This window comes from Pseudomonas sp. WS 5051 (assembly GCF_012985715.1).
GTDB classification, from domain to species: Bacteria; Pseudomonadota; Gammaproteobacteria; order Pseudomonadales; family Pseudomonadaceae; genus Aquipseudomonas; species Aquipseudomonas bubulae.
In genome coordinates this window covers 216155-235829 of the sequence record NZ_JAAQWV010000006.1, presented here as the reverse complement: position 1 = coordinate 235829, position 19675 = coordinate 216155, and the positions used below count along the sequence as shown (strand labels likewise).

24 protein-coding genes are annotated in these 19675 nt (G+C 58.1%); 13 read left to right on the top strand and 11 right to left on the bottom strand.

Annotated elements, in window-relative coordinates; all coding sequences use genetic code 11:
* Positions 1–8 precede the first annotated feature (8 nt).
* Positions 9–902 carry a ZIP family metal transporter gene (locus tag HBN79_RS12400; RefSeq protein WP_095001136.1) on the top strand — a complete coding sequence of 298 codons (894 nt, stop codon included), beginning with the start codon at positions 9–11 and terminating at the stop codon, positions 900–902.
* 133 nt (positions 903–1035) lie between these two features.
* On the opposite strand, the gene HBN79_RS12395 is transcribed toward HBN79_RS12400, so the two are convergent.
* The 10 genes from HBN79_RS12395 to HBN79_RS12350 form a co-directional block, all read right to left on the bottom strand.
* Complete coding sequence (locus HBN79_RS12395) at positions 1036–1308, bottom strand: HPr family phosphocarrier protein (protein ID WP_095001137.1); 273 nt, start codon at positions 1306–1308, stop codon at positions 1036–1038.
* Positions 1309–1323: 15 nt separating this feature from the next.
* Complete coding sequence (gene rapZ, locus HBN79_RS12390) at positions 1324–2181, bottom strand: RNase adapter RapZ (protein ID WP_019825031.1); 858 nt, start codon at positions 2179–2181, stop codon at positions 1324–1326.
* Between the two features lie 2 nt (positions 2182–2183).
* Entirely contained in the window at positions 2184–2648 is a 465-nt protein-coding gene (gene ptsN, locus HBN79_RS12385) for a PTS IIA-like nitrogen regulatory protein PtsN (protein ID WP_095001138.1), read from the bottom strand.
* Positions 2649–2660: 12 nt separating this feature from the next.
* Positions 2661–2969, bottom strand: coding sequence for a ribosome-associated translation inhibitor RaiA (gene raiA / locus HBN79_RS12380; protein WP_016781796.1), 309 nt, complete (start codon positions 2967–2969; stop codon positions 2661–2663).
* 75 nt (positions 2970–3044) lie between these two features.
* Complete coding sequence (locus HBN79_RS12375) at positions 3045–4538, bottom strand: RNA polymerase factor sigma-54 (protein WP_095001139.1); 1494 nt, start codon at positions 4536–4538, stop codon at positions 3045–3047.
* 235 nt (positions 4539–4773) lie between these two features.
* Entirely contained in the window at positions 4774–5499 is a 726-nt protein-coding gene (lptB, locus tag HBN79_RS12370) for an LPS export ABC transporter ATP-binding protein (RefSeq protein ID WP_095001140.1), read from the bottom strand.
* Positions 5499–6044 (bottom strand): lipopolysaccharide transport periplasmic protein LptA, encoded by a 546-nt coding sequence (lptA, locus tag HBN79_RS12365; protein ID WP_095001141.1) that lies wholly within the window; start codon positions 6042–6044, stop codon positions 5499–5501. Before lptA ends, lptB begins: the two co-directional genes overlap by 1 nt.
* Positions 6031–6603 carry an LPS export ABC transporter periplasmic protein LptC gene (gene lptC, locus HBN79_RS12360; RefSeq protein ID WP_169916756.1) on the bottom strand — a complete coding sequence of 191 codons (573 nt, stop codon included), beginning with the start codon at positions 6601–6603 and terminating at the stop codon, positions 6031–6033. Before lptC ends, lptA begins: the two co-directional genes overlap by 14 nt.
* Positions 6604–6611: 8 nt before the next feature.
* Positions 6612–7136 (bottom strand): HAD family hydrolase, encoded by a 525-nt coding sequence (locus HBN79_RS12355; protein WP_095001143.1) that lies wholly within the window; start codon positions 7134–7136, stop codon positions 6612–6614.
* Positions 7136–8110, bottom strand: a complete 975-nt coding sequence (locus HBN79_RS12350; RefSeq protein ID WP_095001144.1) for a KpsF/GutQ family sugar-phosphate isomerase — start codon at positions 8108–8110, stop codon at positions 7136–7138. The genes HBN79_RS12355 and HBN79_RS12350 overlap by 1 nt, the downstream gene beginning before the upstream one ends.
* Positions 8111–8402: 292 nt before the next feature.
* Between HBN79_RS12350 and HBN79_RS12345 the strand changes: the two genes are divergently transcribed.
* The 10 genes from HBN79_RS12345 (at position 8403) to hisC (ending at position 16447) form a co-directional block, all read left to right on the top strand.
* Positions 8403–9212 (top strand): ATP-binding cassette domain-containing protein, encoded by an 810-nt coding sequence (locus tag HBN79_RS12345; RefSeq protein ID WP_095001145.1) that lies wholly within the window; start codon positions 8403–8405, stop codon positions 9210–9212.
* The gene (gene mlaE, locus HBN79_RS12340; protein WP_095001146.1) at positions 9212–10009 is read left to right on the top strand and encodes a lipid asymmetry maintenance ABC transporter permease subunit MlaE; all 798 of its coding nucleotides are present in this window, start codon (positions 9212–9214) and stop codon (positions 10007–10009) included. The genes HBN79_RS12345 and mlaE overlap by 1 nt, the downstream gene beginning before the upstream one ends.
* Positions 10009–10476 carry an outer membrane lipid asymmetry maintenance protein MlaD gene (mlaD, locus tag HBN79_RS12335; RefSeq protein WP_095018238.1) on the top strand — a complete coding sequence of 156 codons (468 nt, stop codon included), beginning with the start codon at positions 10009–10011 and terminating at the stop codon, positions 10474–10476. Before mlaE ends, mlaD begins: the two co-directional genes overlap by 1 nt.
* An 11-nt stretch (positions 10477–10487) precedes the next feature.
* Entirely contained in the window at positions 10488–11147 is a 660-nt protein-coding gene (locus tag HBN79_RS12330) for an ABC transporter substrate-binding protein (protein WP_095001148.1), read from the top strand.
* Positions 11144–11449 carry an STAS domain-containing protein gene (locus tag HBN79_RS12325; RefSeq protein WP_095001149.1) on the top strand — a complete coding sequence of 102 codons (306 nt, stop codon included), beginning with the start codon at positions 11144–11146 and terminating at the stop codon, positions 11447–11449. Before HBN79_RS12330 ends, HBN79_RS12325 begins: the two co-directional genes overlap by 4 nt.
* A gap of 115 nt (positions 11450–11564) precedes the next feature.
* Positions 11565–11804: a BolA family protein gene (locus tag HBN79_RS12320; protein WP_003439919.1), complete on the top strand. Its 240-nt coding sequence runs from the start codon at positions 11565–11567 to the stop codon at positions 11802–11804.
* Positions 11805–11835: 31 nt separating this feature from the next.
* Entirely contained in the window at positions 11836–13101 is a 1266-nt protein-coding gene (gene murA / locus HBN79_RS12315) for a UDP-N-acetylglucosamine 1-carboxyvinyltransferase (RefSeq protein WP_095001150.1), read from the top strand.
* Between the two features lie 181 nt (positions 13102–13282).
* On the top strand, positions 13283–13918 hold the full coding sequence (gene hisG, locus HBN79_RS12310) for an ATP phosphoribosyltransferase (protein WP_016781809.1): 636 nt from the start codon (positions 13283–13285) through the stop codon (positions 13916–13918).
* A gap of 148 nt (positions 13919–14066) precedes the next feature.
* On the top strand, positions 14067–15389 hold the full coding sequence (gene hisD / locus HBN79_RS12305) for a histidinol dehydrogenase (RefSeq protein ID WP_095001151.1): 1323 nt from the start codon (positions 14067–14069) through the stop codon (positions 15387–15389).
* A 5-nt stretch (positions 15390–15394) separates the two neighbouring features.
* Complete coding sequence (gene hisC / locus HBN79_RS12300; RefSeq protein ID WP_169916755.1) at positions 15395–16447, top strand: histidinol-phosphate transaminase; 1053 nt, start codon at positions 15395–15397, stop codon at positions 16445–16447.
* A 42-nt stretch (positions 16448–16489) separates the two neighbouring features.
* Here the strand turns inward: hisC and algW are convergent, their stop codons facing one another.
* Positions 16490–17644 carry a Do family serine endopeptidase AlgW gene (algW, locus tag HBN79_RS12295; RefSeq protein ID WP_095001153.1) on the bottom strand — a complete coding sequence of 385 codons (1155 nt, stop codon included), beginning with the start codon at positions 17642–17644 and terminating at the stop codon, positions 16490–16492.
* Between the two features lie 100 nt (positions 17645–17744).
* On the opposite strand from algW, the gene HBN79_RS12290 reads away from it, so the two are divergent.
* Both HBN79_RS12290 and cysD read left to right on the top strand, forming a co-directional pair.
* Positions 17745–18503: a Nif3-like dinuclear metal center hexameric protein gene (locus HBN79_RS12290; RefSeq protein WP_095001154.1), complete on the top strand. Its 759-nt coding sequence runs from the start codon at positions 17745–17747 to the stop codon at positions 18501–18503.
* A 247-nt stretch (positions 18504–18750) separates the two neighbouring features.
* Complete coding sequence (gene cysD / locus HBN79_RS12285; RefSeq protein WP_095001155.1) at positions 18751–19668, top strand: sulfate adenylyltransferase subunit CysD; 918 nt, start codon at positions 18751–18753, stop codon at positions 19666–19668.
* Positions 19669–19675: the final 7 nt, after the last annotated feature.

The window sequence follows — 19675 nt, the reverse complement described above, 5'->3', positions numbered from 1 at the left end:
GGCGGATTATGGGCACGCAAATTTTAGCGGTCGGTGGCGTTCGAATGTTTCGCTATGCCTTCGGTACGCTTTTGCTGTTGGCGGGTACGGCCCTGTTGGTTGCCAAGGGGCTGGTCTGGCTGGATCTGGAGCCCCGGCTGCTGCGGGCGCTGCAGGGCGGTGCGTTGTGTGCACTGGGCACGGCGTTAGGCGCCGTGCCTGTCCTGGTTATTCGAAAAATGCCGGTGGCGGTCAGTGACACTCTGCTGGGCTTTGGGGCCGGTGTGATGCTGGCGGCCACGGCCTTTTCGCTGATTGTGCCGGGCATTGCGGCAGCGCAAAGCCTGGGGTTGTCACCCTGGCCCGCCAGCGGGCTTATAAGTGCAGGGATCCTGCTGGGCGCATTCTGCCTGTTTCTGGTGGATCGCAAGGTCTCGGGCGCCGGGCCGGAGGTATTTGTCAGTCGCCCCGGCGAGCCGGTCATCGCGCCGCGCATCTGGTTGTTTGTGATTGCCATTGTGGCGCACAACATTCCTGAAGGCATGGCGGTCGGGGTGTCGGCGGGTGGCGGCATGCCGGATGCCGATAGCCTGGCGATGGGCATTGCGTTGCAGGATGTGCCGGAAGGCCTGGTGATTGCCCTTGTATTGGCAGGGGCGGGCATGTCGCGGGTCAAGGCGTTCCTGATTGGTGCGGCATCAGGTTTGGTTGAGCCGGTCTTTGCGGTGCTCTGTGCCTGGCTGGTCAACTTGGCCGAGGTGCTGTTGCCGTTGGGTCTGGCATTAGCGGCCGGTGCGATGCTGCTGGTGGTCACCCAGGAAGTCATCCCCGAGTCGCGGCGCAATGGCCACGAAAAGCTGGCGAGCCTGGGGCTGTGTGTCGGCTTTTGTTTGATGATGGTGATGGATACGGCGCTTGGTTGAATCGATCTCTGCAGATACTCTTTAGTCGATCAATTCCTGCCGTGGGAGGGAGCCTGCTCGCGAACGACCTTCGCGAACAGGCTCCCTCCCACGGTGGCAGTTTTCCTGCCGCTGCGTCAAAAAAGCTTCAGGCTTATTCGCCTTCATCAAAGTAGTTGTTGATCAGGGCAACCAGTGCGTCCAGCGCCTCCTGATCCTTCTCACCTTCGGTCTTGATGTGGATGGTTGTGCCCTTGCCGGCGGCCAGCATCATCATGGCCATGATGCTTTTGCCGTCGACCATCGACTCAGGGGTGCGACCCGCCTGGATCTGACATGGAAACTGCCCTGCGATGCCGACAAACTTTGCCGATGCACGGGCGTGCAAGCCCAGTTTGTTGATGATTTCAATTTCCACTGCAGGCATCGCGGGGTAGATCCTTCAAGTAAGGTCGCGGTGGCGAACCTGGACGTTCTTCAGAGTTTCTTGCAGGCATTTGCCCAGGCGTTCGGTCAGGTACACGGAGCGGTGATGCCCGCCCGTGCAGCCGATTCCGATTGTCACATAGGCGCGGTTGCTGGCTGCAAAGCGCGGTAGCCATTTAAGCAGGTAGCTGGAGATGTCCTGGAACATCTCTTCGACATCAGGTTGCGCCGCCAGATAATCGGCTACCGGCTGGTCCAGCCCTGACTGCTCGCGCAGCTCGGGTTTCCAGTACGGGTTGGGCAGGCAGCGCACGTCAAACACCAGGTCGGCATCCACCGGCATACCGCGCTTGAAACCGAACGACTCCACCAAAAAGGCGGTGCCTGGCTCTGGCTTGTTCAGCAGGCGCAGCTTGATGGTGTCACGTAACTGATACAGATTCAGATTGGTGGTATTGATGGTCAGGTCAGCAAGGTCGGCAATGGGGCCCAAAAGCTGGGTTTCATCGCGAATGGCTTCGGCAAGGGAGCGGCTCGCGCTGCTGAGCGGGTGGCGCCTGCGGGTTTCCGAGAAGCGCTTGAGCAAGGTTTCTTCGTCGGCATCCAGGTACAGCACGTCACACTGGATATGCCGGTTACGCACCTCTTCAAGCAACTGCGGAAAACGTGACAAATGACTCGGCAGGTTGCGCGCATCGATCGAAACGGCCACCAGTGGCTGGGCCAGTTCAGTGTGAATCAACGCGCGTTCGGCCAGTTCCGGCAGCAAGCCGGCTGGCAGGTTGTCGATGCAATAGAAACCGTTGTCTTCAAGGACGGCGAGGGCAGTGCTTTTACCGGAGCCGGAGCGTCCGCTGACTATGACTAAGCGCATGATTAATGACCGTTCTGTACGTCCAGAACAACCTGATACAACGCTTCGTTGCTAGGTGCGTTGCGCAGTCTTTCGCGCACGTCTTTGCGATCGAGCATGCTGGCAATCTGCCGGAGCAGTTCCAGGTGTGCATCGGTTGCCGCTTCTGGCACCAGCAAAACGAAAAGCAGGTCGACCGGCGCGCCATCGATGGCGTCGAAATCTATGGGGGCGTCGAGGTGCAGCAAGGCGCTTACAGGCGACTCGCAGCCCTTGAGGCGGCAATGGGGTATGGCGATGCCGTTGCCAAAACCGGTGGAACCCAGTTTTTCACGGGCAATAAGGCTCTCGAAAACATCCTGCATTTCGAGACCAGGCACTTCGCGGCTGATCAGGTTGGCAATATGTTCGAGTGCACGCTTTTTACTGCCGCCCGGCGCGTTCACCAGGGAACGGCCGGGGGTCAGGATACTTTCAAGTCGGATCATGGGTAGGGAGTATTAACGACCGGTCGCGCCCTGGAGCAGGCTTTGGGTCTTTTCCTTATGCTTTTTCAGTTGGCGATCAAGCTTGTCAGTGAGCAGATCGATGGCGGCATACATATCGTCATGCTCGGCGTTGGCAACGACTTCTCCTCCATGGATGTGCAAGGTGGCCTCGATTTTCTGTTTCAGTTTTTCGACCGCCATCGTTACCTGTACGTTGGTAATCTTGTCGAAGTGACGCTCCAGTCGGTCGAGTTTTTCGCCGATGTATGCGCGTAGCGGTTCGGTGACTTCCAGTTGGTGTCCACTGATGTTGACTTGCATACAGTTTCTCCTTTGATGCCATTGCATAAAGCGGCAGGCCGAGCAGCCTGCCACTGAAACGCCGGGGTCCGTGGCTTACATCAAACGCTTGCGTTCGCTCGAAGGCGCTATCCCGAGGGATTCGCGGTACTTGGCGACGGTGCGACGGGCTACCTGAATACCTTGTGCCTCCAGTAAACCAGCGATCTTGCTGTCACTCAACGGCTTTTTCTGATTTTCCGCTGCAACCAGTTTTTTGATGATGGCACGGATCGCGGTGGAGGAGCATTCGCCGCCTTCAGAGGTGCTGACGTGGCTGGAGAAAAAGTATTTAAGTTCATAAATGCCCCGTGGGGTATGCATGAATTTTTGTGTGGTAACCCGGGAAATGGTGGATTCGTGCATGCCCACCGCTTCGGCGATATCGTGCAGTACCAGGGGTTTCATGGCTTCATCGCCATGCTCGAGAAAGCCGCGTTGGTGCTCGACGATCTGGGTCGCCACTTTCATCAGGGTTTCGTTGCGGCTTTGCAGGCTTTTGATAAACCAGCGTGCTTCCTGCAGCTGGTTGCGCATAAAGGTGTTGTCGGCGCTGGTATCGGCTCGGCGTACGAAACCGGCGTATTGCGCGTTCACCCGCAGGCGCGGTACGGACTCCTGGTTAAGCTCGACCAGCCAGCGCTCGTTGTCTTTGCGCACGATCACGTCAGGTACGACGTATTCGGCTTCGCTGGATTCGATTTGCGAACCCGGGCGCGGGTTGAGGCTTTGTACCAGTTCAATGACCTGGCGCAGTTCGTCCTCTTTGAGCTTCATGCGGCGCATCAGCTGGCTGTAGTCGCGTGCGCCCAGCAGGTCGATGTAGTCGGTGACCAGGCGCTTGGCCTCGCTCAGCCAGGGGGTCTTGGCAGGCAGTTGGCGCAATTGCAGGAGCAGGCATTCACCCAGGTTGCGCGCGCCAATGCCAGCCGGTTCGAATTGCTGGATGCGGTGCAGGACGGCTTCGATTTCATCGAGTTCAATGTCCAGTTCCGGATCAAAGGCTTCGAGGATTTCTTCGAGGGTTTCGTCCAGGTAGCCCTGGTTGTTGATGCAGTCGATCAGGGTTACGCCGATCAGACGGTCGGTGTCGGACATCGGAGCCAGGTTCAATTGCCACAGCAGGTGGCTTTGCAGGCTTTCACCGGTCGAGGTGCGGGTGGTGAAGTCCCACTCGTCATCATCGTTGCTTGGCAGGCTGCTGGCGCTGGTCTGGTAGATGTCTTCCCAGGCAGTGTCCACGGGCAGTTCGTTGGGAATGCGCTCACCCCAGTCACCGTCTTCCAGATTATCTACGGTCTGGGCAGTTTCCTGGTAGGTGGGCTCTTGAACGTCGGGATTGGGCTTTTGCTCAATGTTGTCGGCAAGGGGGTCTGCATTGTCGAAGTCGTCGCCTTCTTCCTGGCGCTCGAGCATGGGGTTGGACTCCAGGGCTTCCTGGATTTCCTGTTGCAGATCGAGGGTCGACAATTGGAGCAGGCGGATGGCCTGTTGCAGCTGAGGTGTCATTGTCAGCTGCTGGCCCATTCTCAGGACTAGCGATGGTTTCATGGCAGGGGCTTAACACCTTATTCGCCGGCGCACATGGCGCCATCCACTACAGGGCGCGTGAGCGCCAAACATAAGCAAATTATATGCCTGAAACCGGTGCGTTTGCCTAGGGGGCGGTCTAAATTAGTTTGCGGGTGGTGAACTGATCGAGAGCACCCCGTTGAATATTCGGGCAATAAAATGCTGGCGCATTTTTACTGCCCGGATGCCCTGGCTGCCCATGATGTGTCCGGGCTTATAGGCGGAACTCGTGACCCAGGTAAACTTCCCGCACCAACTTGTTGGCCAGAATCGTTTCAGCATCGCCTTCAGCGATCAATTGCCCGTCATTGACGATATAGGCCGTTTCGCAGATATCGAGGGTTTCACGGACATTGTGGTCGGTGATCAGCACGCCAATGCCCTTGGCTTTGAGGTGGTAGATGATTTGTTTGATGTCGCCCACCGAGATCGGATCGACACCGGCAAAGGGTTCGTCGAGCAGGATGAACTTGGGTGCCGTGGCCAGTGCGCGGGCAATTTCTACCCGACGGCGCTCACCGCCCGACAGGCTCATGCCCAGGTTGTCGCGAATATGGTTGATATGGAATTCCTGCAGCAGGCTTTCCAGCTCCTTGCGACGACCGGTCTTGTCGAGCTCCTTGCGGGTTTCGAGGATTGCCATGATGTTGTCGGCCACCGACAGCTTGCGAAAGATCGAGGCTTCCTGTGGCAAGTAACCGATACCGGCGCGTGCGCGACCATGCATGGGCTCGTGGCTGACGTCCAGGTCATCGATCAGTACGCGACCCTGATCGGCGTGCACCAGGCCGACAATCATGTAGAAACAGGTGGTTTTGCCCGCGCCGTTGGGGCCGAGCAGGCCCACGATTTGCCCGCTGTCGATCGACAGGCTGACATCACGTACTACCTGACGGCTCTTGTAGCTTTTGGCCAGATGCTGGGCTTTCAGAGTTGCCATTACTGGGCCTTCTGCTGGTCGGTTTTCTTCTTGGGCTGGATCACCATGTCGATGCGCGGGCGAGGTGCGGTGACATTGGCGCCATTGGCGCGACCGGCACTGGCAATCTGTTTTACCGTGTCGTAGACGATTTTCTCGCCCTCGGTGGTATTGCCGTCGTTGATCACTTTGGCCTTGTCAATCAGTACGATGCGGTTTTGTGGTGCATGGTATTGAATGGTGACGGCATAAGCCTGTACCGGTTTGGGGTCAGTGGCTTTTTGCAGTTGCTCGAAGTAGGCCAGGTTGCCGACGGATGTCACCACGTCGATTTCGCCCGCAGCATTACGGGTGATGGTGACGGTGTTGCCGGTGATTTTCATCGAGCCCTGGGTGATGATGACATCGCCCTTGTAGGTGGCAATACCTTGCTTGTCATCCAGTTGTGCCTCGTTGGCCTGGATGCGAATAGGTTGTTCGGTGTCGTTCGGCAGAGCCCAGGCGCTCACGCTTCCCAGTGCTGCGCTCAGGCTGAGCAATAAAGGGAGGGTTTTAACGAGACTCATACTGTCCTCTTACGTTGGACAGCAGGTCCATCCTGCTGTCTTTCAAATATGCTTTCATGCCCTTGCCAGTGGTTACGCCGCCAGCGCCGTCGATTCTAACGTCTCGCTCGGTCTGCGCATATTCCTTCTGGGGGAATACAGTCATACGGGTACTGGTAATAATGGTGGTGCGGTTTTTTTCGTCAGTGCGCGCGATGCGCACCGAATCGATAAGCTCGACCTCGGTGCCATCCGGGTTGACTTCACCGCGCTCGCTCTGCACGTTCCACGGGTAGGCCGTGCCGCGGTAGAGCTGCATTTTCGGTTGGGTCATCTGAGTGACCTCGGAAGCCTTCAAATGTTCAAGCTTCTCGGACGTCATGTCGTACTGCAGCTTGCCGTCAGGTAAAAACTGACGGCTGTGTGCATTGGTGGCGTAGTAGTCGATAGCGTTTTCATCCACCGCCAGGGTAGGGGCATTGAGAAAACGTTCCGGCCTGATATTCCAGTAGCCAGCAGCTGCAAACAGCGAGGCAATCACTGTAAACAGCACTATTTGGCGAATCTTTTTGCTCAGCATAGAAAGCTCTATAGGTAGGCGGCGTGGGCTGCGTCCAGGCTGCCCTGGGCACGCAGAATCAGCTCGCAGAATTCACGGGCGGCACCTTCGCCACCCCGCGCCCGGGTTACCCCGTGGGCGTGCTCGCGGACAAAGTCCGCAGCGTTGGCCACGGCCATGCCCAGACCTACCCGGCGGATAACCGGCAGGTCGGGCAAGTCATCTCCCAGGTAGGCAACCTGTTCATAGCTTAGGTTGAGTTGGCCAAGAAGCTCGTCCAGTACGACCAATTTGTCTTCGCGGCCCTGGTACAGATACGGGATGCCCAGGTTTTGTGCGCGACGCTCGACCACCGGGGTTTTGCGGCCGCTGATAATTGCCGTTTGCACACCGGCGGCCATAAGCATCTTGATGCCCTGGCCGTCGAGGGTATTGAAGGTCTTGAATTCGCTGCCATCTTCGAGGAAATACAGGCGGCCGTCGGTCAATACGCCGTCAACGTCAAAAATGGCCAGCTTGATGCCCTTGCCGCGCTTGAGAAGTTCCTGGGTCATTACATTACTCCTGCGCGTAGCAGATCGTGCATGTTCAAGGCGCCAACCGGACGATCTTGCTTGTCGACCACCACCAGCGCGCTGATTTTGTGGTCTTCCATGATTTTAAGGGCTTCGGCTGCCAGCATGTCGGCGCGGGCGGTTTTGCCGTGCGGGGTCATGACCGCGTCGATGGTGGCGTTGCGGATGTCGATTTCGCGGTCCAGGGTGCGGCGCAAGTCGCCGTCAGTAAAGATTCCGGCCAGTCGACCGTCCTCTTCTATGACGACGGTCATGCCCAGGCCCTTGTGGGTCATTTCCATCAACGCCTCCTTGAGCAATGTACCGCGCACGACTTGCGGCAGTTCATCGCCAGAGTGCATGACGTTTTCCACTTTCAGCAATAGGCGTCGGCCCAGTGCTCCGCCGGGGTGGGAAAAGGCGAAATCTTCTGCAGTAAAACCGCGAGCTTCAAGCAGGGCAATAGCCAGTGCATCGCCCAGCACCAAGGTTGCCGTGGTGGACGAGGTCGGTGCCAGATTCAACGGGCAGGCTTCCTGGGCCACGCGGGCATCCAGGCTGACATCGGCGGCCTTGGCCAGCGGCGATTCGGGGTTGCCGGTCATGCTGATCAGCTTGATGCCCAGGCGCTTGATCAGTGGCAGCAGGGTGACGATTTCGGCGGTCGAGCCGGAGTTGGACAGTGCGAGGATAATGTCATCGCGGGTAATCATGCCCATGTCGCCGTGGCTGGCTTCTGCCGGGTGGACAAAAAAAGCCGTGGTGCCGGTGCTGGCCAGGGTTGCGGCAATTTTATTGCCGATGTGTCCTGACTTGCCCATGCCGACCACGACCACCCGGCCTTTACTGGCCAAAATCATCTCGCAAGCGCGTACGAAATCTGCGTCGATATGTGTCAGCAAGCCCTCTACGGCTTCCAGTTCGAGGCGGATGGTGCGTTGGGCGGATTGGATCAGGTCGCTGGATTGGCTCATGGTTGAAGTCGGGTAGCCTGAGAAAAGGCAACGATTATAGCGGTTATGTGGCGTTCCCTCACGCTTGATCGCTGTGCTTTATTGCATGTGCTTACAAAGTGCGCGTGTGTTTGCAGAAAAAACATCTTTATTTCACTGTACTGAGACTTAACCGGCACTCCTTCGGTCTTGGGCGGTCACTATGAGCAGTGGTATAGTTCGCCGCCAGTTCGGCCCGCCAGGGAACGCGTGCTTCTTCACAAGAAGTTTGGTGTCCGGGTGAGAGGCAGAGGCTGCATCGCAAGGAGTTTAGATGAGCGCCGATAACGCCTACGCGGTCGAGCTGAAGGGAGTGTCCTTCAAGCGCGGTACGCGCAGCATCTTCAATAATGTCGATATTCGCATCCCGCGTGGCAAGGTCACGGGGATCATGGGGCCGTCTGGCTGCGGCAAGACCACACTGTTGCGCCTGATGGGCATGCAACTGCGTCCCAACAGCGGCGAAGTGTGGGTCAACAATCAAAACCTGCCGGCCCTGTCGCGCAGTGATTTGTTTGATGCCCGCAAGCATATGGGCGTGTTGTTTCAGAGCGGTGCGCTGTTTACCGATCTGGACGTGTTCGAGAACGTTGCTTTCCCGTTGCGGGTGCATACCGAGCTGCCGGAAGAAATGATCCGTGACATCGTGCTGCTTAAATTGCAGGCGGTGGGCTTGCGCGGAGCTATCGACCTGATGCCCGACGAGTTGTCCGGCGGCATGAAACGCCGGGTGGCGCTGGCGCGGGCGATTGCCCTGGATCCGCAGATCCTGATGTATGACGAACCCTTCGTGGGGCAGGATCCCATTGCAATGGGCGTGCTGGTACGCCTGATTCGTTTGCTCAATGATGCGCTGGGCATTACCAGTATCGTGGTTTCTCACGATCTGGCTGAAACTGCGAGCATTGCCGACTATCTATATGTAGTCGGCGATGGCCAGGTGCTGGGGCAGGGCACGCCCGAAGAATTGATGAACGCCGATAACCCGCGCATTCGCCAGTTCATGACCGGCGACCCGGATGGCCCGGTTCCGTTCCACTTTCCGGCGTCGGACTACCGAACCGATCTACTGGGGAAGCGCTGATGCGCAAGATGTCATTAATGAGCCGTATCGGTCTGTTCGGCCGGGCCGGGATCGACACCGTTGCGGTACTGGGGCGTTCGGCAGTGTTCCTGTTTCATGCACTGCTGGGGCGTGGCGGTATCGGGGGCGGGTTTGGTTTGCTGGTCAGGCAGCTGCATTCGGTTGGCGTCATGTCGCTGGTCATTATCGTGGTGTCCGGCATATTTATCGGCATGGTACTGGCACTGCAAGGCTTCAGTATCCTGTCCAGCTATGGTTCGGAGCAGGCAGTGGGGCAGATGGTGGCCCTGACCCTGTTGCGCGAACTGGGTCCCGTGGTTACCGCCTTGCTGTTCGCCGGGCGCGCAGGGTCGGCGCTGACGGCTGAAATCGGCAACATGAAATCGACCGAGCAGCTGTCCAGCCTGGAAATGATCGGTGTTGATCCGCTCAAGTACATCATTGCGCCGCGGTTGTGGGCCGGGTTTATTTCCCTGCCTGTGCTGGCGATGATTTTCAGCGTGGTCGGGATCTGGGGTGGTTCGTGGGTTGCCGTGGACTGGCTCGGTGTCTACGACGGCTCCTACTGGGCCAACATGCAAAACAGCGTAACCTTCAGTGGTGACGTAATTAACGGGATCATCAAAAGCATCGTGTTTGCCTTTGTGGTGACCTGGATTGCCGTGTTTCAAGGTTATGACTGTGAGCCCACCTCAGAGGGGATCAGCCGTGCCACTACCAAGACCGTGGTGTATGCCTCACTGGCAGTCCTCGGGCTGGACTTTATATTGACCGCCTTGATGTTTGGAGATTTCTGATGCAAAACCGCACCATGGAAATCGGTGTCGGCCTGTTCCTGCTGGCTGGCATCCTGGCTTTGCTGTTGCTTGCCTTGCGGGTCAGCGGGCTGTCCCCGACGGCGAGCACTGACACCTACAAGCTCTATGCCAATTTCGACAATATTGCCGGGCTGACCGTGCGCGCCAAAGTCACCATGGCTGGCGTGACCATCGGCAAGGTGACAGCAATCGACCTGGACCGTGACAACTACATGGCCCGCGTCACATTGCAGCTCGAAAAAGCGGTGGATAACCTGCCTGTGGATTCGACAGCGTCTATCCTCACAGCAGGCCTGCTGGGCGAGAAATACATCGGCATCAGCGTGGGTGGCGAAGACGCGACCCTCAAGGACGGCGGCACCATTCACGACACGCAGTCGTCGCTGGTTCTTGAAGACCTGATCGGTAAATTCCTGCTCAATACCGTTAGCAAAGACGCCAAATAAGGAGCTTCCAGATGATTTCTCTCTTGCGCCGTGGCCTGCTGGTAATACTGGCCGCAGCCCTTCCTCTGGTGGCGAACGCCGCGCCGGGGCAGTCGGCCCATGACATCGTTTCAGATACCACGACAAGGTTGCTGGCCGACCTGGCTGCCAACAAGGAGCAATACAAACAAAGCCCAAGCAAGTTCTATGATGCCCTGAACGAAATCGTCGGCCCTGCAGTAGATGTTGATGGCATCTCCAAAAGCATCATGACGGTCAAGTACTCGCGCAATGCAACGCCTGCCCAGATGCAGCGCTTTCAAGAGAACTTCAAGCGCAGCCTGATGCAGTTCTACGGCAATGCCTTGCTTGAGTTCAAGAATCAGGGCATCACCGTTGGCCCGGCCAAGGACGAAAGCGGCGATCGCACCAGTGTCGACATGACCGTCAAGGGTGACAACGGCGCCATTTATCCATTGTCCTATACCCTTAACAAGGTCAACGGCGAGTGGAAAGTGCGTAACGTGATCATCAATGGCATCAATATCGGCAAGCTGTTCCGCGATCAGTTCGCCGATGCCATGCAGCGCAACGGCAACAACCTGGATAAAACCATCGACAACTGGGCGGGTGAAGTGGCCAAGGCCAAGCAGACCACTGATGCGGCATCGCCCAAGGCAGCCGGGCAATGAGTGAAGCGGCCATAACCCTGGCCGGCGAGAGCGAGCTTCGCCTTAGTGGCGTGCTCGATTATCAGACTGGCCCCCGTTTGCGCACAGAAGGTCAGGCCCTGATCAAAAAAGCCCTGGCCAAAGAGCTGGTGGTTGACTGCTCGGGCGTTACCAAATCGAGCAGCGTCGGTTTGTCGCTGCTGCTGTGTTATATCCGTGATGCCCAGGCCCTGAACAAGCCATTGAGCATTCGTGCCATGCCCGAAGACATGCGCGAAATCGCCCAGGTTTCGGGTGTGACCGAGCTGCTGGCACATCATTAATCGCCACATATAAATAAGCCCCCCTGTCAGAGTCCTGTTATGCGGGGTTCGCAGGCGCGGGGCTTTTTTGTATGATGGCCGACCCGTGCGCGTTAGGCGCCGATTGAGGTTGAGCATGCAGGCCGTAGAAGTGAAGAGCTTTCTTGAAGGAAAGCTGCCAGGAACCCAGGTAGAAGTTGAGGGCGAAGGCTGCAACTTTCAGTTGAACGTGATCAGTGACGAACTGGTGGCCCTGAGCCCGGTCAAACGTCAACAAAGCATCTATGCCCATTTGAACCCGTGGATCGCTGATGGCAGCATCCATGCGGTCACTATGAAATTCTTCAGCAGCGCGGCCTGGGCCGAGCGCACCTGAGCCCCCTGAGCCCATTGGCGTCGAGATTGTTATGGATAAATTGATTATTACCGGCGGTGCCCGCCTTGATGGCGAGATCCGCATTTCCGGGGCGAAGAACTCTGCCCTGCCGATCCTGGCAGCGACCCTGCTGTGCAATGGCCCGGTCACTGTAGCCAACCTGCCGCATTTGCATGACATCACCACCATGATCGAGCTGTTCGGTCGCATGGGCATTGAGCCGGTGATCGATGAAAAGCTCAGTGTCGAAATCAACCCGAACACCATCAAAACCCTGGTCGCGCCGTATGAGCTGGTGAAAACCATGCGCGCATCGATCCTGGTACTGGGGCCGATGGTTGCACGTTTCGGTTACGCTGAAGTTGCCTTGCCGGGCGGCTGCGCCATTGGCTCGCGTCCGGTTGACCTGCACATCCGCGGCCTTGAAGCCATGGGCGCAGTGATCGACGTTGAAGGTGGCTACATCAAGGCCAAGGCACCTGAAGGCGGCTTGCGCGGTGCCAGCTTCTTCTTTGATACCGTCAGCGTGACCGGTACCGAGAACATCATGATGGCCGCAGCACTGGCCAACGGCCGCAGCGTATTGCAGAACTCTGCACGCGAGCCTGAAGTTGTCGACCTGGCCAACTTCCTGAACGCCATGGGCGCCAAGGTAAGCGGTGCTGGTACTGACACCATCACCATTGATGGCGTCAAAGAGCTGCATTCGGCGACTTACCGCGTCATGCCGGACCGTATTGAAACCGGTACTTACCTGGTAGCCGCTGCCGTCACCGGTGGCCGCGTGAAGGTCAAGGACACTGATCCGACCATCCTTGAAGCCGTCCTTGAGAAGCTCAAGGAAGCAGGCGCCGAGGTCACCACCGGTGAAGACTGGATCGAGCTGAACATGCACGGCAAACGCCCTAAAGCGGTGAACGTGCGTACTGCTCCGTACCCGGCGTTTCCGACCGACATGCAGGCGCAGTTCATCTCGCTCAACGCCATTGCCGAAGGCACGGGTGCAGTGATCGAGACGATCTTCGAAAACCGCTTCATGCACGTGTATGAACTGCACCGCATGGGCGCCAAGATCCAGGTTGAAGGCAACACTGCCATCGTGACCGGCACTGAAACCCTCAAGGGCGCGCCAGTAATGGCCACCGACCTGCGTGCTTCTGCCAGCCTGGTGATTTCGGCGCTGGTGGCGGAAGGCGATACCCTGATCGATCGCATCTACCACATAGACCGTGGTTACGAGTGCATCGAAGAAAAACTGCAAATGCTGGGCGCCAAAATCCGCCGCGTTCCGGGCTAGTTTTTGCTGTTTGGCATCATGGGCACAGGGATAGTGTCCAGCTGCCAGGTGACGTAACGGCCTGCAAGCGTTACCTTACCTGGCCTCGAATCGTTCAAATCGAGCCTGATATCAGGCTCGATGCTTGTCCGGCGCCGATTGCGCACGGGCAAAAGTACCCTGATAAGGACTTACGTTTCCCATGTTGACCATTGCACTGTCCAAGGGCCGTATCCTTGACGACACCCTGCCGCTTCTGGCCGAAGCAGGCATTGTGCCGACCGAGAATCCGGACAAAAGCCGCAAGCTGATCATCCCGACCTCACAGCCTGACGTCCGCCTGCTGATCGTCCGTGCCACCGACGTGCCGACTTACGTTGAGCATGGTGCCGCCGACCTCGGTGTGGCCGGTAAAGACGTGCTGATGGAGTATGGTGGCCAGGGCCTGTACGAGCCGCTGGACCTGCAGATTGCCCAGTGCAAGCTGATGACCGCCGGTGCCATTGGTGTCGCTGAACCCAAGGGCCGCCTGCGCGTTGCGACCAAGTTCGTCAACGTCGCCAAGCGTTACTACGCCGAACAGGGCCGTCAGGTCGACATCATCAAGCTGTATGGCTCGATGGAGCTGGCCCCCCTGATTGGTCTGGCCGACAAGATCATTGACGTGGTCGATACCGGCAACACCTTGCGTGCCAATGGCCTGGAACCCCAGGAATTCATTGCCGCCATCAGCTCCCGCCTGGTGGTTAACAAGGCTTCGATGAAAATGCAGCACGCCCGTATTCAAGCCCTGATCGATACCCTGCGCAAAGCAGTGGAATCTCGACACCGCGGCTGACTCACCTGCGCGGCTTCAGGTCGCGCCCATCTATCCGCGTAATAGCCAGAAATCTCAGGTACCCACGCGGATGGCTTGGTAGTCTTGTGGTGCCTGAGCTGCGCAAAACCTTTATTCCAAGCATTCGCCCATTACCGAGGCCCTCGCTATGACCGCTCCCACTGCAATTCGCCGACTCAACGCTGCTGACCCGGACTTCGCGCAGCATCTGGATCATCTGCTGAGCTGGGAAAGTGTGTCTGACGACTCGGTCAACCAGCGTGTGCTCGACATCATCAAGGCTGTGCGTGAGCGGGGCGACGCTGCCCTGGTTGAGTTCACCCAGCGCTTTGACGGGCTTGAAGTGGCCTCGATGGCTGACCTGATCCTGCCGCGCGAGCGCCTGGAACTGGCCCTGACCCGCATCACTGCGCCACAACGTGAAGCACTGGAAACGGCCGCACAGCGCGTGCGCAGCTACCACGAGAAACAGAAACAGGACTCCTGGAGCTACACCGAAGCCGATGGTACGGTGCTGGGCCAGAAAGTCACGCCGCTGGATCGCGCCGGTCTGTACGTACCGGGTGGCAAGGCGTCGTACCCTTCGTCGGTGCTGATGAACGCGATTCCGGCCAAGGTTGCCGGCGTGACCGAAGTGGTGATGGTCGTGCCGACCCCGCGTGGCGAAATCAATGAGCTGGTGCTGGCTGCCGCCTGCATTGCGGGCGTTGACCGGGTGTTCACCATTGGTGGCGCACAAGCGGTTGCGGCATTGGCTTATGGCACCGAAAGCGTACCCAAAGTCGACAAGGTGGTAGGCCCGGGCAATATCTACGTCGCGACCGCCAAGCGCCATGTATTTGGCCAGGTAGGCATCGACATGATTGCCGGCCCTTCGGAGATCCTCGTCGTGTGCGACGGCCAGACCGACCCGGACTGGATTGCCATGGATTTGTTCTCCCAGGCCGAGCACGATGAAGACGCGCAAGCGATTCTGGTTAGCCCCGATGCCGAGTTCCTCGACAAGGTGGCGGCCAGCATCGCCAAACTGCTGCCGACCATGGAGCGGGCCGAAATCATCGAAACCTCGATCAATGGTCGTGGTGCGCTGATTCTGGTGAACGACATGCAGCAGGCTATCGACGTGGCCAACCGCATTGCTCCGGAACACCTGGAGCTATCGGTGGCAGACCCGCAAGCCTGGTTGCCGCAGATCCGCCACGCCGGTGCAATCTTTATGGGTCGTCACACCTCAGAGGCGCTGGGCGACTACTGCGCAGGGCCTAATCACGTACTGCCGACTTCCGGTACGGCGCGTTTTTCGTCACCGCTTGGCGTTTATGATTTCCAGAAGCGCTCCTCGATTATCTTCTGCTCCGAGCAGGGTGCTTCCGACCTGGGCAAAACCGCTTCGATTCTCGCTCGCGGCGAATCGCTGACCGGTCACGCCCGCAGTGCTGAATACCGCATCCTCGCCGACAAACAGGGGTAACAAGTATGAGCAAGTTCTGGAGCCCATTCGTTAAAGCCCTGGTGCCTTATGTGCCGGGTGAGCAACCGAAGCTGACCAAACTGGTCAAGCTCAACACCAACGAAAACCCCTATGGGCCTTCGCCTAAAGCGCTGGCAGCGATGCAGGCCGAAATCAATGACAACCTGCGTTTATACCCCGACCCGAGCAGCGACCTGCTTAAGCAGGCGGTGGCCGAGTATTACGGTGTGCAGACCAATCAGGTGTTTTTGGGCAACGGCTCGGACGAAGTGCTGGCCCATGTTTTCAATGGCCTGTTCCAGCACGACAAACCGCTGCTGTTTCCGGATATAAGTTACAGTTTTTATCCGGTTTACTGCGGGTTGTATGGCATCGAGTTTGACGCCATAGCACTGGATGAGCAGTTCCAGATCCAGCCTGCGGACTACACCCGGGCCAATGGCGGGATCATCTTCCCCAACCCCAATGCACCGACCGGTTGCCTGCTGGCGCTGGAGGCCATCGAACAGATCCTCAAGGCCAACCCTGATTCGGTGGTCGTGGTGGATGAAGCGTATATCGACTTTGGCGGCGAAACGGCCATCAGCCTGGTGGACCGGTATCCGAACCTGCTGGTCACCCAGACCCTGTCCAAGTCGCGCTCCCTGGCCGGTTTGCGTGTCGGCCTGGCGGTGGGCCATCCGGATCTGATCGAAGCGCTGGAGCGAATCAAGAACAGCTTCAACTCCTATCCGCTTGATCGTATCGCCATTGTTGGCGCAGCGGCAGCGTTTGCCGACCGCGAATATTTCGAACAGACCTGCCAGTGGGTGATCGACAGTCGCGAGCAAGTGGTTGCGCAGTTGCAGGCGCTGGGCTTTGAAGTGCTGCCATCGGCCGCGAACTTTATCTTCGCCCGTCACCCGGAACACGATGCGGCGGCGTTGGCGGCCAAGTTGCGTGATCAGGGGGTGATCGTGCGTCACTTCAAGCAACTGCGCATTGCCCAGTTCCTGCGCATCAGCATCGGCACGCCGGAGCAGAATGCGGCGTTGATTGAAGGGTTGTCAGACTTGTAACCGCTGCCCTCTCCCGGAGGGAGAGGGCTGGGGTGAGGGTTTTCAGTCGTTCTGCGGCGGCTGCTCTTGCGGCGGTCGCAGGCCCACTGCGGCGGTGAGCTTGAGCTCTTTGCCGTTGCGCATGACCTGTATGGTGATTTTGTCCGAAGGTTTGATCCGCGCCACCTGATTCATCGAACGACGGCCATCGCTGGCGGGTTCGCCATCAATGCTCAGAATCACGTCTCCCAGTTGCAAACCGGCTTTTTGCGCCGGGCCATCACGGAAAATCCCCGCCACCACAATTCCCGGACGACCACTGAGGCCAAACGACTCGGCCAGCTCCTGGGTCAACGGCTGCACTTCAATGCCCAGCCAGCCGCGAATCACCTGGCCGTGCTCGATGATCGACTTCATGACTTCCATGGCCAGATTGATCGGGATCGCAAAACCGATGCCCTGTGAGCCGCCGGACTTGGAGAAAATCGCGGTGTTGATGCCGGTCAGGTTACCGTTGGCATCCACCAGCGCGCCGCCCGAGTTACCCGGGTTGATCGCGGCATCCGTCTGGATAAAGTCTTCGTAGTTGTTCAGGCCCAACTGGTTGCGCCCGGTGGCACTGATAATGCCCATGGTGGTGGTCTGGCCAACGCCAAACGGGTTGCCGATCGCCAGGGCGATATCGCCGATGCGCAGGGTGTCCGAGCGGCCGATGGTAATTGCAGGCAGGTTTTTCAGGTCGATCTTCAGTACTGCCAGGTCCGTTTCCGGGTCGCTACCAATAACCCGTGCATGTGTTTCGCGGCCGTCCTTGAGTGCCACCACAATCTGGTCGGCACCTGCGACTACATGGTTATTGGTCAGTAAATAGCCCTCGGGGCTCATCAGCACTGCCGAACCGAGGCTGGACTCCATGCGTCGCTGCTTGGGTTCGTTGTTGCCGAAAAAGTGACGGAACTGCGGGTCTTCAAACAATGGGCGGGCGTTTTTGTTCACCACCTTGGTGGTGTACAAGTTGGCCACGGCAGGCGCGGCGCGCACCACTGCATCGGCGTAGGTCACGGGACCCTGCTGCATGTAACTGGTTTGCGGGGCTTGTTGCAGATTAACGTCCAGGCTCGGCAGCCCAACCCATTGCGGGTAACGCTGAATAATCAGCAAAGCGATAAGCACGCCAGCCAGCAACGGCCAGCCAAAGAAACGCAAAGCCTTAAACATTGAACTCAGTCCTGAAGGTTGCAGAGCCATTCTGACGGCCCATAATGACGCCATTATACGAGGGCCGCCCGGCTCTGAACGCTATATTTAGGAGTCTTTTATGGCTGTCTCCCTGAGCACGCTGGTAGAAGAGGCAAATCGTTACCTCAACTGTGCCGCCATCGGCGATTACTGCCCCAATGGCTTGCAAGTCGAAGGCCGCCCGCAGGTGATGCGTATAGTCAGTGGCGTGACCGCCAGCCAGGCATTGCTGGATGCCGCAGTCGAGGCCCAGGCTGATCTGGTGCTGGTGCATCACGGCTACTTCTGGAAAGGCGAAGACCCGTGCGTTACCGGTATGAAGCAGCGCCGCCTGAAAACCCTGCTCAAGCACGATATCAGCCTGCTGGCCTACCACTTGCCGCTGGATCTGCATCCAGAAGTGGGCAACAACGTGCAATTGGCCCGGCAGCTGGATATCACCGTCGAAGGTCCGCTGGAACCGGGCAATTCGAAAGTGGTGGGGCTGGTGGGTTCCTTGGCCGAGCCTGTAACGGCCCGCGATTTTGCCCGCCGTGTGCAAGAAGCGCTGGGCCGTGAGCCGTTGCTGATTGAAGGCAGCGAAATGATCCGTCGCGTGGGCTGGTGTACCGGTGGCGGGCAGGGCTTTATCGATCAGGCGGTACAGGCGGGGGTTGATCTGTACCTGAGTGGCGAAGCGTCAGAGCAGACTTTCCATAGTGCCAGGGAAAACGACATCAGCTTTATTGCCGCAGGCCATCACGCCACCGAACGTTATGGCGTGCAAGCCCTGGGGGATTACCTGGCGCGGCGCTTCGCCCTGGAACACCTGTTTATCGATTGCCCGAATCCGATCTGAGCATTGGAGTTGAACCCTGTGGGAGCGGGCTTGCTCGCGATCGAATCAACGCGTTCTTGCTGTATAACCGCATTGCCTGCATCGCGAGCAAGCCCGCTCCCACATGGAGTAATCGCCCAAACTCCGAGGTCTATTCTTAGACCGTTTCGATCTAGTTGGCGCCATCTATAGAAGAGGGTGCTGTGCTAGCATTCGCCCCTCGAACACGGCCCGCAGGCCGTTCATAAGATAGCTTTCGTGAGTAGCCATGGTCGACAAACTGACGCACCTGAAACAGCTGGAGGCGGAAAGCATCCACATCATCCGCGAGGTGGCCGCCGAGTTCGATAACCCGGTGATGCTGTACTCGATCGGTAAAGATTCCGCCGTGATGCTGCACCTTGCTCGCAAGGCGTTTTTCCCTGGCAAGCTGCCGTTTCCGGTGATGCATGTCGACACCCAGTGGAAATTCCAGGAGATGTACAGCTTTCGCGACAAGATGGTCGCCGAGCTGGGCCTGGACCTGATCACTCACGTCAACCCGGACGGCGTGGCACAAGGGATTAACCCTTTCACCCACGGCAGCGCCAAGCATACCGATATCATGAAGACCGAGGGCCTGAAGCAGGCTCTGGACAAATACGGTTTTGATGCCGCCTTTGGTGGTGCGCGTCGCGATGAAGAAAAATCCCGTGCCAAAGAGCGCGTGTATTCCTTCCGTGACAGCAAGCACCGCTGGGACCCGAAAAATCAGCGGCCCGAGTTGTGGAACGTCTACAACGGCAACGTCAACAAAGGCGAATCGATTCGCGTGTTCCCGTTGTCGAACTGGACCGAGCTGGATATCTGGCAGTACATCTACCTCGAAGGCATCCCGATTGTGCCGCTGTACTTCGCCGCAGAACGCGAAGTGATCGAGAAGAACGGCACGCTGATCATGATCGACGACGAGCGCATCCTTGAGCATCTGTCTGATGAAGACAAGGCGCGTATCGTCAAGAAAAAGGTCCGTTTCCGGACGCTTGGCTGCTACCCGCTGACCGGCGCGGTGGAGTCCGAGGCTGAAACCCTGACCGACATCATCCAGGAAATGCTCCTGACGCGAACTTCCGAGCGCCAGGGCCGAGTCATCGATCACGATGGCGCAGGCTCGATGGAAGATAAAAAACGTCAAGGTTATTTCTAAGGGGTTG

Coding starts and splice junctions, on each gene's coding strand:
- HBN79_RS12400 (WP_095001136.1), top strand. CDS start 9: ATGGGCACGCAAATTTTAGCGGTCGGTGGCGTTCGAATGTTTCGCTAT.
- HBN79_RS12395 (WP_095001137.1), bottom strand. CDS start 1,308: ATGCCTGCAGTGGAAATTGAAATCATCAACAAACTGGGCTTGCACGCC.
- rapZ (WP_019825031.1), bottom strand. CDS start 2,181: ATGCGCTTAGTCATAGTCAGCGGACGCTCCGGCTCCGGTAAAAGCACT.
- ptsN (WP_095001138.1), bottom strand. CDS start 2,648: ATGATCCGACTTGAAAGTATCCTGACCCCCGGCCGTTCCCTGGTGAAC.
- raiA (WP_016781796.1), bottom strand. CDS start 2,969: ATGCAAGTCAACATCAGTGGACACCAACTGGAAGTCACCGAACCGCTA.
- HBN79_RS12375 (WP_095001139.1), bottom strand. CDS start 4,538: ATGAAACCATCGCTAGTCCTGAGAATGGGCCAGCAGCTGACAATGACA.
- lptB (WP_095001140.1), bottom strand. CDS start 5,499: ATGGCAACTCTGAAAGCCCAGCATCTGGCCAAAAGCTACAAGAGCCGT.
- lptA (WP_095001141.1), bottom strand. CDS start 6,044: ATGAGTCTCGTTAAAACCCTCCCTTTATTGCTCAGCCTGAGCGCAGCA.
- lptC (WP_169916756.1), bottom strand. CDS start 6,603: ATGCTGAGCAAAAAGATTCGCCAAATAGTGCTGTTTACAGTGATTGCC.
- HBN79_RS12355 (WP_095001143.1), bottom strand. CDS start 7,136: ATGACCCAGGAACTTCTCAAGCGCGGCAAGGGCATCAAGCTGGCCATT.
- HBN79_RS12350 (WP_095001144.1), bottom strand. CDS start 8,110: ATGAGCCAATCCAGCGACCTGATCCAATCCGCCCAACGCACCATCCGC.
- HBN79_RS12345 (WP_095001145.1), top strand. CDS start 8,403: ATGAGCGCCGATAACGCCTACGCGGTCGAGCTGAAGGGAGTGTCCTTC.
- mlaE (WP_095001146.1), top strand. CDS start 9,212: ATGCGCAAGATGTCATTAATGAGCCGTATCGGTCTGTTCGGCCGGGCC.
- mlaD (WP_095018238.1), top strand. CDS start 10,009: ATGCAAAACCGCACCATGGAAATCGGTGTCGGCCTGTTCCTGCTGGCT.
- HBN79_RS12330 (WP_095001148.1), top strand. CDS start 10,488: ATGATTTCTCTCTTGCGCCGTGGCCTGCTGGTAATACTGGCCGCAGCC.
- HBN79_RS12325 (WP_095001149.1), top strand. CDS start 11,144: ATGAGTGAAGCGGCCATAACCCTGGCCGGCGAGAGCGAGCTTCGCCTT.
- HBN79_RS12320 (WP_003439919.1), top strand. CDS start 11,565: ATGCAGGCCGTAGAAGTGAAGAGCTTTCTTGAAGGAAAGCTGCCAGGA.
- murA (WP_095001150.1), top strand. CDS start 11,836: ATGGATAAATTGATTATTACCGGCGGTGCCCGCCTTGATGGCGAGATC.
- hisG (WP_016781809.1), top strand. CDS start 13,283: ATGTTGACCATTGCACTGTCCAAGGGCCGTATCCTTGACGACACCCTG.
- hisD (WP_095001151.1), top strand. CDS start 14,067: ATGACCGCTCCCACTGCAATTCGCCGACTCAACGCTGCTGACCCGGAC.
- hisC (WP_169916755.1), top strand. CDS start 15,395: ATGAGCAAGTTCTGGAGCCCATTCGTTAAAGCCCTGGTGCCTTATGTG.
- algW (WP_095001153.1), bottom strand. CDS start 17,644: ATGTTTAAGGCTTTGCGTTTCTTTGGCTGGCCGTTGCTGGCTGGCGTG.
- HBN79_RS12290 (WP_095001154.1), top strand. CDS start 17,745: ATGGCTGTCTCCCTGAGCACGCTGGTAGAAGAGGCAAATCGTTACCTC.
- cysD (WP_095001155.1), top strand. CDS start 18,751: ATGGTCGACAAACTGACGCACCTGAAACAGCTGGAGGCGGAAAGCATC.